Source organism: Bacteroides graminisolvens DSM 19988 = JCM 15093, from assembly GCF_000428125.1.
Lineage (GTDB): Bacteria > Bacteroidota > Bacteroidia > Bacteroidales > Bacteroidaceae > Bacteroides > Bacteroides graminisolvens.
In genome coordinates this window covers 1-15,183 of the sequence record NZ_ATZI01000025.1, presented here as the reverse complement: position 1 = coordinate 15,183, position 15,183 = coordinate 1, and the positions used below count along the sequence as shown (strand labels likewise).

Annotated in this window: 15 protein-coding genes, 1 tRNA gene and 1 pseudogene; 5 read left to right on the top strand and 12 right to left on the bottom strand. The window is 40.2% G+C overall.

The window, feature by feature from the left end:
- On the top strand, window positions 1-270 hold a 270-nt coding region (locus tag C511_RS0112200; RefSeq protein WP_027318205.1), incomplete at its 5' end, for a transposase.
- A 154-nt stretch (window positions 271-424) separates the two neighbouring features.
- Here the strand turns inward: C511_RS0112200 and C511_RS0112195 are convergent.
- Window positions 425-859 carry a DUF6444 domain-containing protein gene (locus C511_RS0112195; protein ID WP_024997702.1) on the bottom strand — a complete coding sequence of 145 codons (435 nt, stop codon included), beginning with the start codon at window positions 857-859 and terminating at the stop codon, window positions 425-427.
- Between the two features lie 1,131 nt (window positions 860-1,990).
- Window positions 1,991-3,388: a tRNA uridine-5-carboxymethylaminomethyl(34) synthesis GTPase MnmE gene (mnmE, locus tag C511_RS0112190; protein WP_024997701.1), complete on the bottom strand. Its 1,398-nt coding sequence runs from the start codon at window positions 3,386-3,388 to the stop codon at window positions 1,991-1,993.
- Window positions 3,389-3,493: 105 nt separating this feature from the next.
- On the opposite strand from mnmE, the gene C511_RS0112185 reads away from it, so the two are divergent.
- On the top strand, window positions 3,494-5,398 hold the full coding sequence (locus tag C511_RS0112185) for an ATP-binding protein (RefSeq protein WP_027318204.1): 1,905 nt from the start codon (window positions 3,494-3,496) through the stop codon (window positions 5,396-5,398).
- A gap of 21 nt (window positions 5,399-5,419) precedes the next feature.
- On the opposite strand, the gene C511_RS0112180 is transcribed toward C511_RS0112185, so the two are convergent.
- Genes C511_RS0112180 through C511_RS0112165 form a run of 4 tightly spaced genes read right to left on the bottom strand, consistent with a single transcriptional unit; the run spans window position 5,420 to window position 9,247 of the window.
- Window positions 5,420-6,301 (bottom strand): nucleoside phosphorylase, encoded by an 882-nt coding sequence (locus C511_RS0112180; RefSeq protein WP_024997700.1) that lies wholly within the window; start codon window positions 6,299-6,301, stop codon window positions 5,420-5,422.
- Between the two features lie 19 nt (window positions 6,302-6,320).
- Window positions 6,321-7,319: a flotillin-like protein FloA gene (gene floA, locus C511_RS0112175; protein WP_276993840.1), complete on the bottom strand. Its 999-nt coding sequence runs from the start codon at window positions 7,317-7,319 to the stop codon at window positions 6,321-6,323.
- 18 nt (window positions 7,320-7,337) lie between these two features.
- Window positions 7,338-7,808, bottom strand: coding sequence for an NfeD family protein (locus tag C511_RS0112170; protein ID WP_024997698.1), 471 nt, complete (start codon window positions 7,806-7,808; stop codon window positions 7,338-7,340).
- A gap of 5 nt (window positions 7,809-7,813) precedes the next feature.
- A complete protein-coding gene (locus C511_RS0112165) occupies window positions 7,814-9,247 on the bottom strand; it encodes a hypothetical protein (RefSeq protein WP_024997697.1) in 1,434 nt (477 codons plus the stop codon).
- 136 nt (window positions 9,248-9,383) lie between these two features.
- On the opposite strand from C511_RS0112165, the gene C511_RS0112160 reads away from it, so the two are divergent.
- Both C511_RS0112160 and C511_RS0112155 read left to right on the top strand, forming a co-directional pair.
- Window positions 9,384-10,142, top strand: coding sequence for an ATP-binding protein (locus tag C511_RS0112160; RefSeq protein ID WP_027318203.1), 759 nt, complete (start codon window positions 9,384-9,386; stop codon window positions 10,140-10,142).
- 16 nt (window positions 10,143-10,158) lie between these two features.
- Window positions 10,159-10,530: a DMT family protein gene (locus C511_RS0112155; protein ID WP_024997696.1), complete on the top strand. Its 372-nt coding sequence runs from the start codon at window positions 10,159-10,161 to the stop codon at window positions 10,528-10,530.
- 1 nt (window position 10,531) lies between these two features.
- Here C511_RS0112155 and C511_RS0112150 read toward each other — a convergent pair whose 3' ends face one another.
- From C511_RS0112150 to C511_RS0112130, 5 genes are read right to left on the bottom strand one after another with little or no spacing between them, the layout of a single operon-like run.
- Entirely contained in the window at window positions 10,532-11,554 is a 1,023-nt protein-coding gene (locus C511_RS0112150; protein WP_024997695.1) for an FAD:protein FMN transferase, read from the bottom strand.
- 9 nt (window positions 11,555-11,563) lie between these two features.
- Window positions 11,564-12,346 carry a DUF6048 family protein gene (locus C511_RS0112145; RefSeq protein ID WP_027318202.1) on the bottom strand — a complete coding sequence of 261 codons (783 nt, stop codon included), beginning with the start codon at window positions 12,344-12,346 and terminating at the stop codon, window positions 11,564-11,566.
- Complete coding sequence (locus C511_RS0112140; protein ID WP_024997693.1) at window positions 12,297-12,779, bottom strand: DUF6452 family protein; 483 nt, start codon at window positions 12,777-12,779, stop codon at window positions 12,297-12,299. Before C511_RS0112140 ends, C511_RS0112145 begins: the two co-directional genes overlap by 50 nt.
- Before the next feature lie 32 nt (window positions 12,780-12,811).
- Window positions 12,812-13,765 carry a glycosyltransferase family 2 protein gene (locus C511_RS0112135; RefSeq protein WP_024997692.1) on the bottom strand — a complete coding sequence of 318 codons (954 nt, stop codon included), beginning with the start codon at window positions 13,763-13,765 and terminating at the stop codon, window positions 12,812-12,814.
- 9 nt (window positions 13,766-13,774) lie between these two features.
- Window positions 13,775-14,311, bottom strand: a complete 537-nt coding sequence (locus tag C511_RS0112130) for a DUF4199 domain-containing protein (RefSeq protein WP_024997691.1) — start codon at window positions 14,309-14,311, stop codon at window positions 13,775-13,777.
- Window positions 14,312-14,659: 348 nt separating this feature from the next.
- Between C511_RS0112130 and C511_RS0112125 the strand changes: the two genes are divergently transcribed.
- Window positions 14,660-14,733 (top strand) — tRNA-Thr (locus tag C511_RS0112125).
- Between the two features lie 184 nt (window positions 14,734-14,917).
- Here C511_RS0112125 and C511_RS0112120 read toward each other — a convergent pair.
- Window positions 14,918-15,183 (bottom strand): annotated as a pseudogene (locus C511_RS0112120) (IS4-like element ISUnCu6 family transposase); the annotation flags it as partial.

Sequence of the window (15,183 nt, the reverse complement as noted above, 5' to 3'; positions counted from 1 at the left end):
GAAAGTGCTAACATTAAACTGGAAGTACCTTACAGACTCAATCAAAAGAATTGGAAGCCAACATTTATTCCTTTTGCTAAAGCAAGGAAAAGAATTGAAACACTCTTTTCGCAGATGTGTGACCAGTTCATGATGATAAGGAATTATGCCAAAGACGTCAATGGGATTTTTACTAGGATAATCAGTAAGATTAGCGCTCTTACGATTTTGCAATACATCAACAAAATGAACAATAGACCTATTGGAAGGATTAAATATGCGCTAATTTAATTCCGCCAACGGGTTGATTTTATAATCAACTGGTAACTACTCAGGTTCTTTTTTAGGTATAGAATTTTCCTCTACGTGCAATTTAGCAATTGCCAGTAGAGTCTTATATCTTGATATTTGATTTTTCTTTGATGAATGGCATCTTGGAGTAACTCTAGAAATCTTTGAGATCATGTCTGCTTTGATCGCACACATGGTTCTGAACAACATCAGGGTCGGGATAACGCTCCAATGTATGCCCCTGATGTCCGGGTTGCCCTCCGGTAGATAAATTTGATTTCTTTCGCAGTGAACGAGTATGCAATATGCTTGTCTTTGCAATCGGATTCTTTGAAGCCGGGATGCTACTGTTGCAACTGTTCTTCACCGGAAGTTCAAAACAGGACAGTTTCTTTTCTAGCTTCAGGTTTTCACGGGTGAGTCGTTTGATCTCCTGTTCCTTCAAAGCAAGAAGGCTATCTTTGAAAGGCAGCTCTTTGAAAAGAGTCTTTTTCTGCTTCGCAACAAGAGAATACTTATTGCGAAGAGAATTTAGCTCCTTATATAAAGCCGAGAGGACAAAGGGGATGTCATGTAACTTTTCTTCCACCGTGCAAAGGTAAAGACCAATACATCCAAAGAAGAAAAAAGAGCCGATAGATTATCAACAAACTATCAACAGCTAAGACGATTATGATACTTTTTTAGTCATAAACAACCTGAGTAGTTACCATGAATCAGACAAATCCTGTCAAGAGCAGATTTATGTATTATTAACTAATAAACCGGGGAGCAACAAGGAGCAGCAAGACTTTGGTAAAACATAACCAACTTTTTGAAAAACATAACCGACTTTTTCAAAAAGATAACGAACAATTTTAAATCGTAAACCGTCTTTTGGGTCCTGAGCAACCGTCTCTTCGCCGTAAGACGGTTGCTCAGGAGCCTTTTGCTACCGTGCGAACCGGCGCAAGACACCGTGTGAATGCAACAATAAACCGTTAAGACATAAAAAAAGGCAAGAGTACGAACTCCTGCCTTTGCGCCTATAATAATTTGAATATACTATAAGATTATAAGTACAAAGATAATACATTATACTGTCAATTCCAAATCATTGTGGTTATTTTATCAGGTTATTATTAGGGCACAAACCGTGGTGTTTCGGATGTAACGAAAATCGCTAATCCGCAAAATAAATACATAAAGGAACCAACGAAAAGCCTTATATACAAATAATAACAGGTTGTTTTTTATAAGGAATCATTGCCAAAAATGTTGGTGATACTTGGTGATACTTGGTGAGGCTTTTTTTTAGCCAAGTGTCACACATAAAAAACTGATAATCAATCCGTTGCAAGGTTGGTGATACTTGGTGATACTTTATTTCATACTTTTTAGGAGGTAATACAATAGCAAGGGTGTCAACACCCTCACAAAGTGAGTATGAAATGAGTTGATGAGCGCATTGGATGTCTTGATTATCTCTGGTTAAATAGAGAGTTCAAACATAGAATAGCACTAAATGTATGATTTTATAGGTGATTTAGTTACTTAAAGAACGATATGAATAATAAACTCGAAGCAAACTTGGGTCAAAACCTACCATAAAAATGTAATATTTACATCTTAGTTCATTTTTTTACTGCATTAAAAATCAAGAAATTAACAATCCAGGATTATATTTGCATTTTTCAACTTAGAATCTTGTAACTATCTGTATTACAGATGCTTACAAGCTTTATTTCCCAATACAAAAGTGATGAAAGATGTTTTGAAGTACCATGTCGTTGGTTACTTCGCCCACAATGTCGCTTAAATGGAAAATACATTCACGAATATCTTGCGAAAGGAAATCGCCTGAAATACCGGTTGATAGCCCTTCCTGAACACGTTCGATGGATTCCAGTGAGTGTTTCAATGCTTCGTAATGACGCACATTGGTCACAATTACATCATTCTGTGTCACCGTGGGGAGCTGTGCGGCCGATATGAGCAGTTGTTGCAAGGCATCGGTATGTTGCTTGTGGCGTGCTGAGATAAAAAGGTGATGAATGTCTTTTGTGGTTAAGCCATTTAGTTTTTCTTCAAGCTCTTTTTGCTGCCCTTCGCTGATGAGATCGGCTTTGTTTAGTACCAGGATCAACCGTTTGTCAGCACATCGCGGAATGATCTGCGACGAGAGTTGCTCTATCTGTTTTAATGCATCCGATGCATCAATCATCCAAAGCACTATCTCTGCCTGGTCAAGCTTTTGAAAAGTACGCTCAATGCCCAATGACTCAATGGTGTCTGATGTTTCACGGATGCCGGCTGTGTCAATGAAACGGAAGGTGATGCCTCCTAAGTTGGTGGTGTCTTCAATTACATCTCGTGTGGTGCCGTGAATGTCGCTAACGATTGCTCTGTCTTCGTTAAGCAGCACGTTGAGCAGGGTTGATTTACCGGCGTTCGTCTCGCCGATGATGGCTACCGGCACACCATTTTTGATGGCATTGCCCACACTAAAGCTGTCGACAAGGCGTGTGATGACCTCCCGAATGTGTGTGGCGAGCTGCATCAGTTGGTCTCTGTTTGCAAACTCTACGTCTTCCTCGCTGAAGTCGAGCTCCAGTTCGATGAGCGAAGTGAAGTGAAGGAGCTGTTCACGCAAAGTGGTGAGTTCTTTGCTAAAGCCTCCGCGCATCTGACTCATGGCCAGTCGGTGGGTGGCGGCAGAAGAAGATGCAATAAGATCGGCTACAGCTTCGGCCTGACTCAAATCCATCTTGCCATTTAAGAAAGCTCGTTGAGTATATTCTCCGGGTTGTGCCAGCCTGCATCCATTGCGGATGAGTAGTTGCATCACTTGCTGAAGAATATAAGCAGACCCGTGGCAGGAGATTTCAACGGAATCTTCGCCTGTATATGAATGAGGACCTTTGAAGAGGCTCACCAGTACTTCGTCAATTACTTCCTCACCGTCTTTTATTTGACCGAAGGTGAGTGTGTAAGGCTTTTGTTCGGAAAGCTTCTTGCTGGGTGTTGCCGGAGTGAAAATGCTTTCGACCATACGAATGGCTTCTGTTCCCGATAGGCGGATGCATCCGATGGCACCTCCTTGAGCTGTAGATATGGCACAAATTGTATCTTGATTCATTTTTTTTGTTTTTGAGCATACAAATATACGTTTTTTTTGTTATATTTGAGGAACTTGTATGAAAGAGCGTGTTTTCTAGTTGTTAACCTTATATAGAAAACGGGTATGGATGCAGACTTTAATTTTTTGTCGACCGAAGGCGATAGCGAAGTAGTTAAGATAAACTGCCGCAAAATCATTTCTATTCTTGGCGCCCACAAGGTAGCCTTGTGGTTTTATGACGGAAGCACTAATAGTATAGGTTTTTCTGATGACTTTTTCAAAAACTTGGGTCTTGAAGAAGTCGGCATTCAATATGATACTTATGAGGGTTTTATTCATTCTGTACACCCTAATGATGTGGTCAATTACTTAAATGCTTTTCATTCAATTATGTCAGGTGCCGAACAAATGCTCAAAGTGCGCTTTCGAACGATTGGAAAGAATGAACAAACCTTGTGGTTTGAAGATTCGTTGTTTACTTGTCTTGAATGCAAAGATGCATCTGCTCCCCGAATCATAGGATATCGTACAAATATAACTAATCGGGTAGAGGAGGAGGATAAGTTTGAATATTTGAAGGAATACAGCAAAAAGATTATTGATGCTTTGCCTGAATTTATATTTATATTTGATGATAAATACTACATTGTTGATGTAATAATACCTCTTAAAACAAAGCTTTTTCATACCAGAGAAGAATTAATTGGTCAGCCTCTTCGACGTTTTTTTGAACCGGAAATATCTGATTTATATGAACGAACGATTCGGGAATGTTTAGCAAATGATGAAATTGTAGAAGTTGAATCATCCATGGAATTTAATGGTGTTCGTTTTTATTTTCAAGCAAAAGTTTCTTCGTTTGGCGCTAATCAGGTTATCTGGGTTGTTCGTGATATAACCGACAAAGTAAAACACATAGAGGCTTTGGAACTGATGAGAAAAAGGGCCGATGAAGCGGAGCGACTTAAAAGAGCTTTTCTAGCTTCAATGAGTCATGAATTAAGAACTCCTCTTAATGCGATAGTTGGTTTCTCGGAGGTACTTGCTACAAACGATTTATCACCCGAAGTAAGACGAAACTACGCTAATGTGATGCAAGCAAATGCAGATCTTTTCCTGAAATTAGTAAACGATATAATCGATTTTTCTTTGTTTGACTCTTGTGATATTGAATTAAATAAAGAAAGAGTAGAGTTGACCGGACTGATTCTTGATTTATATAATCAGTATGTAGACAGAATGAAACCGGAGGTGAAACTGATCGTTGGGCGTCCCAATTATCCTATATGGGTAGAAACTGATGGAAATAGAATTATGCAGGTGGTCGATAATTTTATTACTAATGCAATTAAAAACACGGAACGCGGTAGCATTATTGTTAATGTGATACGACTGAATGAGTGGGTCAAAATATCAGTGTCCGATACTGGTAAGGGAATACCTCATGATATGATTGATCGTATATTTGAAATCTTTGAAAAGATTGACGAGTTTTCTCAAGGAACAGGACTTGGGCTATCTATATCTAAACAAATTGCGCAGAGGTTGGGTGGTTATATTCAAACGGAATCGGTTTTAGGTAAGGGTAGTACTTTTTCTTTGTATATACCTTATTATGCTGTTGATGTGGACGAATGTATGGCCAATGGTGTTGCTTCCCCACAATTAAATAATGGTAAAAAGATTATTCTGGTAGTGGATGATAGTATGAGTGTTTTCAATCGTTTGTATGAATTGATTGGAGACAATTTTAGGGTTTTATGGGCACGGAGCAGTAATGAGGCTTTTAAAAGGATACAAAAGCAAATGCCTCATTTAATTTTGATGTCAATGGATTTGCAGGAGCAATCGGGTGTAAACGGAGTTGCTAAAATAAGAAGCTTAGATGCTCATGTACCTATTATTGGGGTATTTGAAAGAACAGAATATAATAGATTTAAAGAAGCGCTCGCTGCCGGTTGCAATGAAGTGATGACAAAACCCTATTCATTGGTAAGGCTTAATTCTATCTTTTCTCGATTGTTGTAATATGAAAAAGGTGTGCTCAACCTAAATTCGGTTGAGCACTGTTTCAATTAATGTATCGATGGTATTTTTATAACCGGTATTGGCTTCTTTGATGAGGCGGTTGGCTATGACCATGCATACGGTCATGGCTTTGTGTCCCATGAGTTTGCTTAGGCCTGCCAACGCGGAGCTTTCCATCTCGAAGTTGGTTATTTTGTAACCTTTGTACGTAAAGTTTTCAATCTTTTGATTTTGGTTGGGGTCGGCAAGAGGAATGCGTAATTCGCGTCCCTGAGGTCCGAAAAATCCTCCGGCTGCAATCGTTACACCACGTACCATGTCTCCGTGATCTATACGGTTAATCAGTTCCTGATTGGCGTCAATCACGTAAGGAGCCGGAGCACATAGGTTTCCTTTCCACCCCATGTGGGCTAAGAAAGCGTTCTCAAATTCCAGATCACACGCTTCGTTACGACCGGCATAGAAGTTGAGTAACCCGTCAAAACCAATGGATTTCTCCGAGCAGATGAAAGTGCCCACGGGTGTGTTGGGCTGTAACCCTCCGCAAGTGCCTATTCTGACGAGTTCCAATTGGCGGAACGTCTCTTTTTCTTCGCGGGTTGTAAAGTCAATATTAGCCAGCGCATCGAGTTCATTCATCACGATATCTATGTTGTCGCAACCGATGCCCGTTGATACGACGGTAATTCGTTTGCCTTTGTAGGTACCGGTAATGGTTTTGAACTCACGGCTTTCAATCTCACATTCTTTTTCTTCGAAATGTGACGCTACCAATGACACCCTACCGGGGTCACCCACTAGGATAACCTTGTCGGCCAACTGTTCCGGTTTCACGTGAAGGTGAAACACGGAACCGTCTTCATTGATAATCAGTTCTGAAGAAGCAAAATATTTTTTTGTCATAAGTAAAGATTCTTTTTATTTATTCGCTAAGGGGTTTGCCCGGATTAGCAGATGGTTTTGCTATATTTTCCCTCATGGAAGTATCTGCCTCAATATTCTTCATACGATAGTAATCCATGATTCCCAGGTTTCCGCTTCTGAATGCTTCGGCCATTGCCTGGGGTACTTGAGCTTCGGCTTCAATAACTTTAGCTCGTGCTTCCTGTGCTTTGGCTTTCATTTCTTGTTCAGTGGCTACGGCCATGGCTCTTCGCTCTTCGGCTTTAGCTTGCGCAATGTTTTTATCGGCATTGGCCTGGTCAATTTGCAAAGCAGCACCAATGTTCTTACCAATATCAATATCTGCAATATCAATGGATAGTATTTCGAAAGCAGTACCGGCATCGAGCCCTTTTCGTAACACTAGTTTCGAAATGGAATCCGGATTTTCAAGTACGGCTTTATGATTTAAAGACGAACCGATGGAAGATACGATACCTTCACCAACGCGAGCTAATATAGTATCTTCGCCAGCGCCACCTACTAATTGTCTGATATTGGCACGTACGGTAACACGGGCTTTAGCAATGAGCTGAATTCCGTCTTTGGCAACAGCAGTAACAGGAGGGGTGTCAATCACTTTGGGGTTAACGGACATTTGTACGGCTTCAAACACATCGCGTCCTGCCAGGTCAATGGCTGTAGCCATTTGGAAAGTCAATTCGATGTTGGCTTTGGATGCCGATACCAGTGCATGCACCACTCTCTCTACATGACCACCGGCCAGATAGTGAGCTTCTAGTTCATCACGGGTGATGTTGCTAAGTCCGGCTTTGTGGGCCTCAATCATACCGGGTACGATGATGTAGGGAGGAACGTTTCGGATACGCATCAAAAAGAGCTGTATCAGCGAAATGTTTACTCCGGATACTTTGGCCGATAACCAAAGGAAGAATGGCACATAGTGAAAAAACAGAATGAGAAAGATAATGCCTCCGACTACGAAGATTATCGTTAAAAACGTACTGTCTATCATAATAATAGTATTTAGTGAATATTATTTTTTAATTTCTTTGACCAGAATGACCCCGTCGGTAATGCGTTCAACGATGATAGGGGTCTTTTCATCTAAAAAGCCGTCGGTTGATTTGACTTCTATTATATCACCGTTTATTTCTGCATAGCCGATGAGAGCCAATCGGGTGGTACATACACCTTGATCACCCACTCTGACACGAGAGGCTGCGAGTTTGTCGACTTTGTAGGTAATGTTTTTCTTCAGAGCCAACTTGTCGAGTGTTTTAGATCGCATAAACCAAATCAATGAGCCGATGCAAGCCAGTATGGAAACGGATAGTGTAATGAATCCGGCTGTTTGTCCCAAATAGGTAAAGGCGTGGTAATTGGCATAAGCCACACAAGCCAAAGCCGATATGCCGGCAATACTGATTCCGGGAATTACAAACAGTTCAACCAAGAAAAGGACGATCGCTGCAATGATAAGCACAATAATAATAAGTATATCCATAGACATTATTTTTTAAGGTATTGTATTTCTTCGTTACGTACGCGGGTCGATAACGTATCTAATTGATGTGACATTTCCTCTACTCGTTTTTCTAAATCGAGTATGGCTGCCGACATCTTTTTCTGATCTTCGGCTGAAGCATCTCCGTACCAGTCACGCTGGCTGCTCAGCTTACTGCTCTGCTGGCGGTAATCCTTGCACAATTGTTGGTATTCCCTGAACAGTTCTTTGCTTTGCTCAGATTGGAATTGGTCAATTTTGTGGTAGGTTATCTGATCGTTAACGATAAACTCAAAATCATAGTTCTTTTCTTCCCTTGGTTTCTGACTGATAGCAGCTTCTAATCTTTCTTTGGCTTCTTTTACTGCGTTTTTATCTTTCCAAGTCAGGGAGATGGACGAAAGCCTGGCTATATTCTTTATCAGCTCCGGATCCATGCTTTCGTAATTGTAGGTTTGTTTGGAAGTGTTGGGGATGAAAACGTAAATGCACACTTTGTCAGCAGGCTGAAAACGATCGGAAGCAAACCAGCCCAGATCATTGTATTCGTCAACGGCAAACATATAATCGTTGTATGGTGAGTTAAACGGCATGCCTACGTTTTCGGGATTCAAAAAAGTGTCTGTTCCGGTGTTGTAACGAGTTACAAAGATATCATACCCACCCATTGAATTTTCATTGTCGGATGCGTAATAAATAGTAATTCCATCGGTCATTACAAATGGGTAATTGGCATTTCCATTATCATTAATGCTTCCCGGTAGTGGAGTTCCTTCTCCCCATTGATCGAGCATTTTGTTTTTAGTGAAAATGTCTAATGTTTTGTTACGTCCGCGTTCACTGTAATATATCTTATTCCCAATTTCAGTTTCATAAACCGTTCCTTCATTCTTTCCTTCTGATCCGAAAAATTGATTGTAGGTAAATAGCTTTCCCGATTCTTCACTTAATTTGTAGGTTGCCAGGAAATTCCGTTTGTCAACAACAAAACTGTCGATAATGCAAACTTCTTCTACTCCTTTTAGCATACGGGCATTCACTTTTGTCTTTTCTAATAGCTTTTCCAGATCGTCAACCGGCTGTTTCTTCTTAGAATGGGCCTGTATTTGTTCTTCAAGCAGCATCACTGCATCATCAAACCGATAGAGTGTATTGTACGTTTCGGCAAGGAAGAATGGCGCATTCTGAATTTTCTTTTTTACGGCGAATTCGAGAGGCTTTATCGCTTCGCCTGGCTCATTTGTTTTGAGACAACATACTCCGTACCAATAATTGTAACTGGCATTGGCTGGCTGAGATTTAAAATATTTCTTGAATACCGGTTTCGATTTTGTATATTCACCTTTTAAAAACATGGCTTTTGCTTCTTCAAGCGTTTGTGCCGAAAGAAAGCTAACAATGCAACAGAATAGAAAAAGTATAATCCCTCTTTTCTTCATTATTATATTCAACTTTATGTTCAGAAGTTCAAAAATACAAATATTTTATAAATAACACTTCCTGCCTGTATTTCTATTATGTTAATTCTTCTTTAAATGATTCTTTTGGCTTACTTTTGCACCCAATTTTGAATTTATGGCAGAGTTAACAAAGGAAGATGTATGTATCAACCGTATCAATAAGCGGTTTGGCAAAGGAGTTATACAATACGGATTAATTGAGGATGGCGACAAAATACTGGTTGGCCTGTCGGGTGGAAAAGATTCGTTGGCTCTGGTTGAGCTGCTTGGGAAGAGGGCACGCATTTTTAAACCCCGGTTTTCTGTGATAGCGGTACATGTTGTGATGAAGAATATTCCTTATCAAAGTGATTTGGAATACCTCAGAAACCATGCAGCCGCCTATGATGTTCCGTTAATTGTGTTTGAAACATCCTTTGACCCTACTACGGATACCCGAAAATCTCCCTGTTTTTTATGTTCCTGGAATCGTCGGAAAGCTCTCTTTGCAGTAGCTAAGGAGAACGGATGCAACAAGATTGCGTTAGGGCATCACATGGATGATATACTTGAAACGCTGTTAATGAATATGACTTATCAGGGGGCTTTTAGTACAATGCCTCCTAAACTGGTTATGAGGAAATTCGATATGACAATCATTCGCCCGATGTGCCTTATTCATGAAAGTGATTTGCTGGAACTGGCCAAGATTAGGAGCTACAAAAAGCAGGTGAAGAATTGTCCGTACGAATCAGGGTCGAGTAGGAGCGACATGAAAGGGGTTTTGAAGCAGTTAGAAAGTATGAACCCGGAAGCTCGTTATAGTTTGTGGGGGAGCATGACAAACATACAGACTGATTTGTTGCCGGACGCGATGAAAGAACCTATATTATAAAAATATAATCCATATGATGTCTCAAGGAGTTTATTCTATTTTGTTACTTATTGTTTCCAATGTATTTATGACATTCGCCTGGTACGGGCACCTGAAATTGCAAGATGCTAAACTGATTGATAACTGGCCGCTTATTATGGTGATTCTTTTCTCATGGGGAATAGCTCTGTTTGAATATTGTGCGCAGGTGCCTGCCAACAGGATGGGTTTCCACGGCAATGGCGGTCCTTTCACACTGATGCAGCTCAAGGTGATTCAAGAGGTGATTACGCTGGTTGTGTTCACACTGTTCTCTACTCTTTTATTCAAAGGTGAATCACTCCATTGGAATCACCTGGCGGCATTTTTGTGTTTGATACTGGCCGTTTATTTCGTTTTTATGAAGTAGTTTATTGCTTCTCTGCAATATACTTCTTCATCCCTTTGGTGAAATAGTTTTGAAAGTTACCTTTTTCATCACTGTAAATGAAGTATGCCTCAATTTCAGGATGTGCATTGGCAAATGCTTCGGCTTTTTCCAATCCCATAACCATGAATGCGGTCGCTAATGCATCGGCTGTCATGCAGTCTTTAGCCACAACTGTGGTCGACAATAAATTGTGTTGTACCGGATAACCTGTTTTAGGGTTAATGGTGTGGGCGTACTTTTTCCCCTCTTTGTAATAGAAATTGCGGTAATTACCTGAAGTCGCCATACCTACATCGGTGAGCTGAAGAATTGTTTGCAGTTCTTGGTTCATAGACAATGAGTCGTCAACGGGTTTGTTTACCCCGATGCGCCAAGCAGCCTTTTCCGGGTTATGTCCTCTAGCTACTATTTCACCTCCAATTTCTACCATGAAGTTTTTTACACCGTGTCTTTGCAGTACGCCTGCTATTACATCACTGGCATATCCTTTGGCAATGGCACTGCAATCGAGCATAATCCGAGCGTCTTTCTTTATAATCTTACCTTGGGCAAGTGATATTTTCTCGTAGCCTGTAATTTGTAGTAAGCTATCAATTGTCAGACTATCTACTTGCTGGTTTTTCTTAAACCCAAATCCCCAAGCGTTGACCAAAGGTGCTACGGTTATATCGAATGCACCATCTGTTTCCTTCGATATTTCCATCGAACGATTGTATACGTTTAAGAAAAAGGAATCGGGTACAACTTCTTTGTTTTGATTTATTTTAGATATAACAGAGGTGTCGTTGAATGTTGACAAGGACCCGTCGAATGTTTTAAATGCTTTCTCTATCTCGGGCTTTAAGTCGCCATCATACTGATAAGTAACGTGGTAAACGGTGCCGAAAATAAGACCTTCTATACTGTTATAGGGCGTTTGTTGCTCACGGCGAATAATATAAATGGTGCCCAAAACCAGTGGAATTAACCACAATAGCTTTGTTTTTGAATTCTTTGTATTCATTCTTGTATCTTAAAACGGGAGTTTATAAATAAGTGAGTAGGTGATTCCCATTTGCGAATCTCCATATTTTCCAAAACCGGGTACATACCAGGGATTAGCGTATTCACTGATGGATGATGAGGTCTTATACTTTTTGCGAACAGTCCATCCCATCATAAAATCTTTGAATATCTGCACACGTACTCCGGCTACCAGTTCAAACCATTGCATGCTGCCTTTAAGTCCGGTGTGACGGTAAGGTAAACTGCCGCCCCAAATGCCGTCAACAATATCCGGATTACTGGTTTGACCCGGCCAAATGGGATCTTGCAAAGGAGTCGTTTCAACATCATAATTAAAACTGCTTGCACCGTAACGAAATCCCACGAAAAGGTGATTCTCTCTTTGCTTCTTATACATGGTGTTGAAGTTCATTCCCACCCTAAAATAAGGAGCGCTGCTTTTGTAGTGTATGCCTCCATCGTCTTGCCATTTGTCGGCTTTACCATATCCTACTTCTACAACCGGAAAGAATTTATTCTTAAGATTCACGTCTATGCTAACTTCGGAACTGATAAAGTCTCCTCCCAATAGGCTATTGCCCAAACCGAATAAATCGGCTCCTACATATACTCCGTTATAGAGAGGAAAAACAACTTTGTTTTCGTCTTTCTTCTTGCTGTCTGCCTTGCCGGCCGGTCGCTTATTAGCCGGTTGAACCTGACTGAATAAAGGCTGTGTCGATAGCAAAAGAACAATCAGACTAATAAAAAAGTTTGAGATTTTCAGTCCCTGTAGTATTGGCTTCTTCATCTGATATGTATATTGAATCTAATTGATGCTTGGTATAACTTACTTTTTCCACAACCTGGCTAACCTGGTAACCACAATCCATCGATATAAACTTGGGAGTGTTGGTGTGGATAACCCGTATGGTGTCTTTTATGTTGTTGATGTACTTCAGCACAAAGGTGGTTGTGTCACTGGTATAGCGCAAAGGCAGGGAGAAGCTTCGAACTTTGGCTTCTCTGTTCAGTATGATTGAGTCAGTACCCAATGCAGTAACATGGAGTGAATCTAAAGTGTCTTTTACAGCTTTGCTGTCTTCCAGTGTATAAACGTTACAAGTGAGGCTTTCTCTGCCGTATTGCGAACAATTTTCTTCTTCCACGCATGAAGCAACACTTAATACAATGTAAGTAGTTGCCAGAGTATACATGAATCGTTTTGTAATCAGATTCTTCATTATTTGATCATGTTTAGTTAGGATCTATTTGATCAGACTATTTCTTCAATTTGGTAGTTATTTCTTTCCGGAGCATTTCTGGAGATCAACTCGCCTAAAAAGCCGGCCAAAAATAGTTGGGTACCAATAATCATAGCAGTAAGCGATAAGTAAAAATAGGGCGATTCGGTGACCAATCGGTATGGCATTCCGTTGTACATATTATACAATTTGGAAACTCCTACCGCAATGACTGAAATGAATCCCAGCAAAAACATCAACGAGCCCAATAAACCGAAAAAATGCATGGGCTTTATTCCAAATCGCGATAAGAACCACAATGATATAAGGTCTAAATATCCATTCACAAAACGATTTAAACCGAATTTCGTGGTTCCGTATTTGCGAGCCTGATGTTGCACTATTCTTTCTCCTATTTTTTTAAACCCGGCGTTCTTGGCCAAATAGGGTATGTAACGGTGCATTTCACCGTATACTTCGATGTTCTTAACTACTTTTTTCCGGTAAGCTTTCAGTCCGCAGTTAAAATCATGAAGGTTCTTGATTCCCGATACTTTACGGGCCGTGGCATTAAACAATTTAGTGGGAAGAGTTTTTGAGAGCGGATCATATCGTTTTTGTTTCCATCCGGAAACCAGATCGTAACCTTCTTCGGTAATCATACGATATAATTCGGGAATTTCGTCGGGGCTATCTTGCAAGTCTGCATCCATTGTAATAACGACTTCCCCCTGAGCTTCCTTGAACCCACAGTACAAAGCCGGAGATTTACCATAATTCCGGCGGAACTTGATTCCTTTAACAGTTTCACCCGATGTAGCTTTAAGTTGCTCTATTACTTCCCAAGAATCATCAGTACTTCCGTCATTGACGAAAATGACCTCAAATGAATAGTTATTTGCTTTCATCACTCTTTCAATCCAGCTGTAAAGCTCGGGAAGTGATTCTTCTTCATTATATAATGGAATAACAACAGATATATCCATGATTTATATTTATTCTATGTTTTTCTTTTTTTTCATTACAATTAATGCAGTGGGTATGGCCAGTATGCTGCAATAAAAAACATTTTGCGACAAGAGTTGCAAGGTAATGTCAGTGGGACTGAATGCTTTGATTACATTCATCGCCTCCTTGATTTGTGTTATATAGGAATCCATTCCCGGCAAAGTGTTTTGGGTAGCCGCATTGAGAATGTTTGTGTAAGTGTTAATTATATAGCCATGGTCTATGAAACGAAAATAAATATAATGTGCTACGGCTGTGAGTAATGCGGCAAACATATACATGAATACGGAAAACATCCATGCATGACCGAAGCTGATTTCTCCGCCGCATATTTTATTCCTATAAATTCGGGTATAGTAATACCCCATGAACGGTACACCTAAGGTTAGCCCCAGAAATAAGAAAAGTAAGAATGGAATAGTTAATCCCAAGGGGAATAGGCTGAATTTTAAGATCCAGTAAATTCCCATGTACGTGCCAAAATGCATGGCGTATTTTTGTATGTGACTTCTGCTCTCTGCCATTTCTTTTTTGTTATAATAGTGCACAAAGTTAGTACTTTCCACGAAATACCTGTTCATAAACAAGTATAAGTTTCATTGCAAAGATAGGACCGACAAGCAAAAGATTGACGTATTGCAGGTTAATTTTTGTTTTTTTGCAAATAGTTTGGCCTATTAATCGATTGATAGGTAGCTAGTTACATATTTACCTATCAAAAAAGTTTAGGCAAGGTATTGCAGGTTTACTAAAAATGCCTACCTTTGCGCCCGGGTAAGTCCTATACGGCCAGCTCCCTTCGAATCCTCCAGGGCTTGATCGCAGCAAAGGTAGTTGGTTGTAGCGGCGCGATATAGTAAGCTTACCCACCTGCCTCTTTAGCTCAGTTGGCCAGAGCACGTGATTTGTAATCTCGGGGTCGTTGGTTCGAATCCGACAAGAGGCTCAAAAAAGCGTTTCTTTCTACAGAGACGCTTTTTTTATATACTTCCTCTTCCTTTCTTTTCAGATTCGCCTTTTTTATCTACATTTGTGTTATCACTTTGTACACTAAACACCAATTACTATGAAAAGATACTGGCCGGTATTAAGACACTGGAGTATTATCTCTTTATTCATGTTTCGCAAGTTCAACTTGCCAGTTTTAATTTGTAAATATCGCATATATGGCCCAGCTCCTCAGATCTGTTGATAATAGCATCGTATATTTCCTCATCGAGTAATCCGAAGAGGTTCGCTATAGCTATAACAATCTCCTGAAGGGCTCCCCATATTCTGTCAGTAACCGAGAGTTCCAAAGAGTCTTTGGTTATGTCTTGAAAAAGTTTGCCCATCGTTTCGTATGCTGTAAACCTCTTTACAACCGAAAGGATGTTGTATTGCAAAGCAACCAAAG

Coding starts and splice junctions, on each gene's coding strand:
- C511_RS0112160 (WP_027318203.1), top strand. CDS start 9,384: ATGGCAGAGTTAACAAAGGAAGATGTATGTATCAACCGTATCAATAAG.
- C511_RS0112135 (WP_024997692.1), bottom strand. CDS start 13,765: ATGGATATATCTGTTGTTATTCCATTATATAATGAAGAAGAATCACTT.
- C511_RS0112165 (WP_024997697.1), bottom strand. CDS start 9,247: ATGAAGAAAAGAGGGATTATACTTTTTCTATTCTGTTGCATTGTTAGC.
- C511_RS0112140 (WP_024997693.1), bottom strand. CDS start 12,779: ATGAAGAATCTGATTACAAAACGATTCATGTATACTCTGGCAACTACT.
- C511_RS0112150 (WP_024997695.1), bottom strand. CDS start 11,554: ATGAATACAAAGAATTCAAAAACAAAGCTATTGTGGTTAATTCCACTG.
- C511_RS0112145 (WP_027318202.1), bottom strand. CDS start 12,346: ATGAAGAAGCCAATACTACAGGGACTGAAAATCTCAAACTTTTTTATT.
- C511_RS0112170 (WP_024997698.1), bottom strand. CDS start 7,808: ATGGATATACTTATTATTATTGTGCTTATCATTGCAGCGATCGTCCTT.
- mnmE (WP_024997701.1), bottom strand. CDS start 3,388: ATGAATCAAGATACAATTTGTGCCATATCTACAGCTCAAGGAGGTGCC.
- C511_RS0112185 (WP_027318204.1), top strand. CDS start 3,494: ATGGATGCAGACTTTAATTTTTTGTCGACCGAAGGCGATAGCGAAGTA.
- C511_RS0112180 (WP_024997700.1), bottom strand. CDS start 6,301: ATGACAAAAAAATATTTTGCTTCTTCAGAACTGATTATCAATGAAGAC.
- C511_RS0112130 (WP_024997691.1), bottom strand. CDS start 14,311: ATGGCAGAGAGCAGAAGTCACATACAAAAATACGCCATGCATTTTGGC.
- C511_RS0112155 (WP_024997696.1), top strand. CDS start 10,159: ATGTCTCAAGGAGTTTATTCTATTTTGTTACTTATTGTTTCCAATGTA.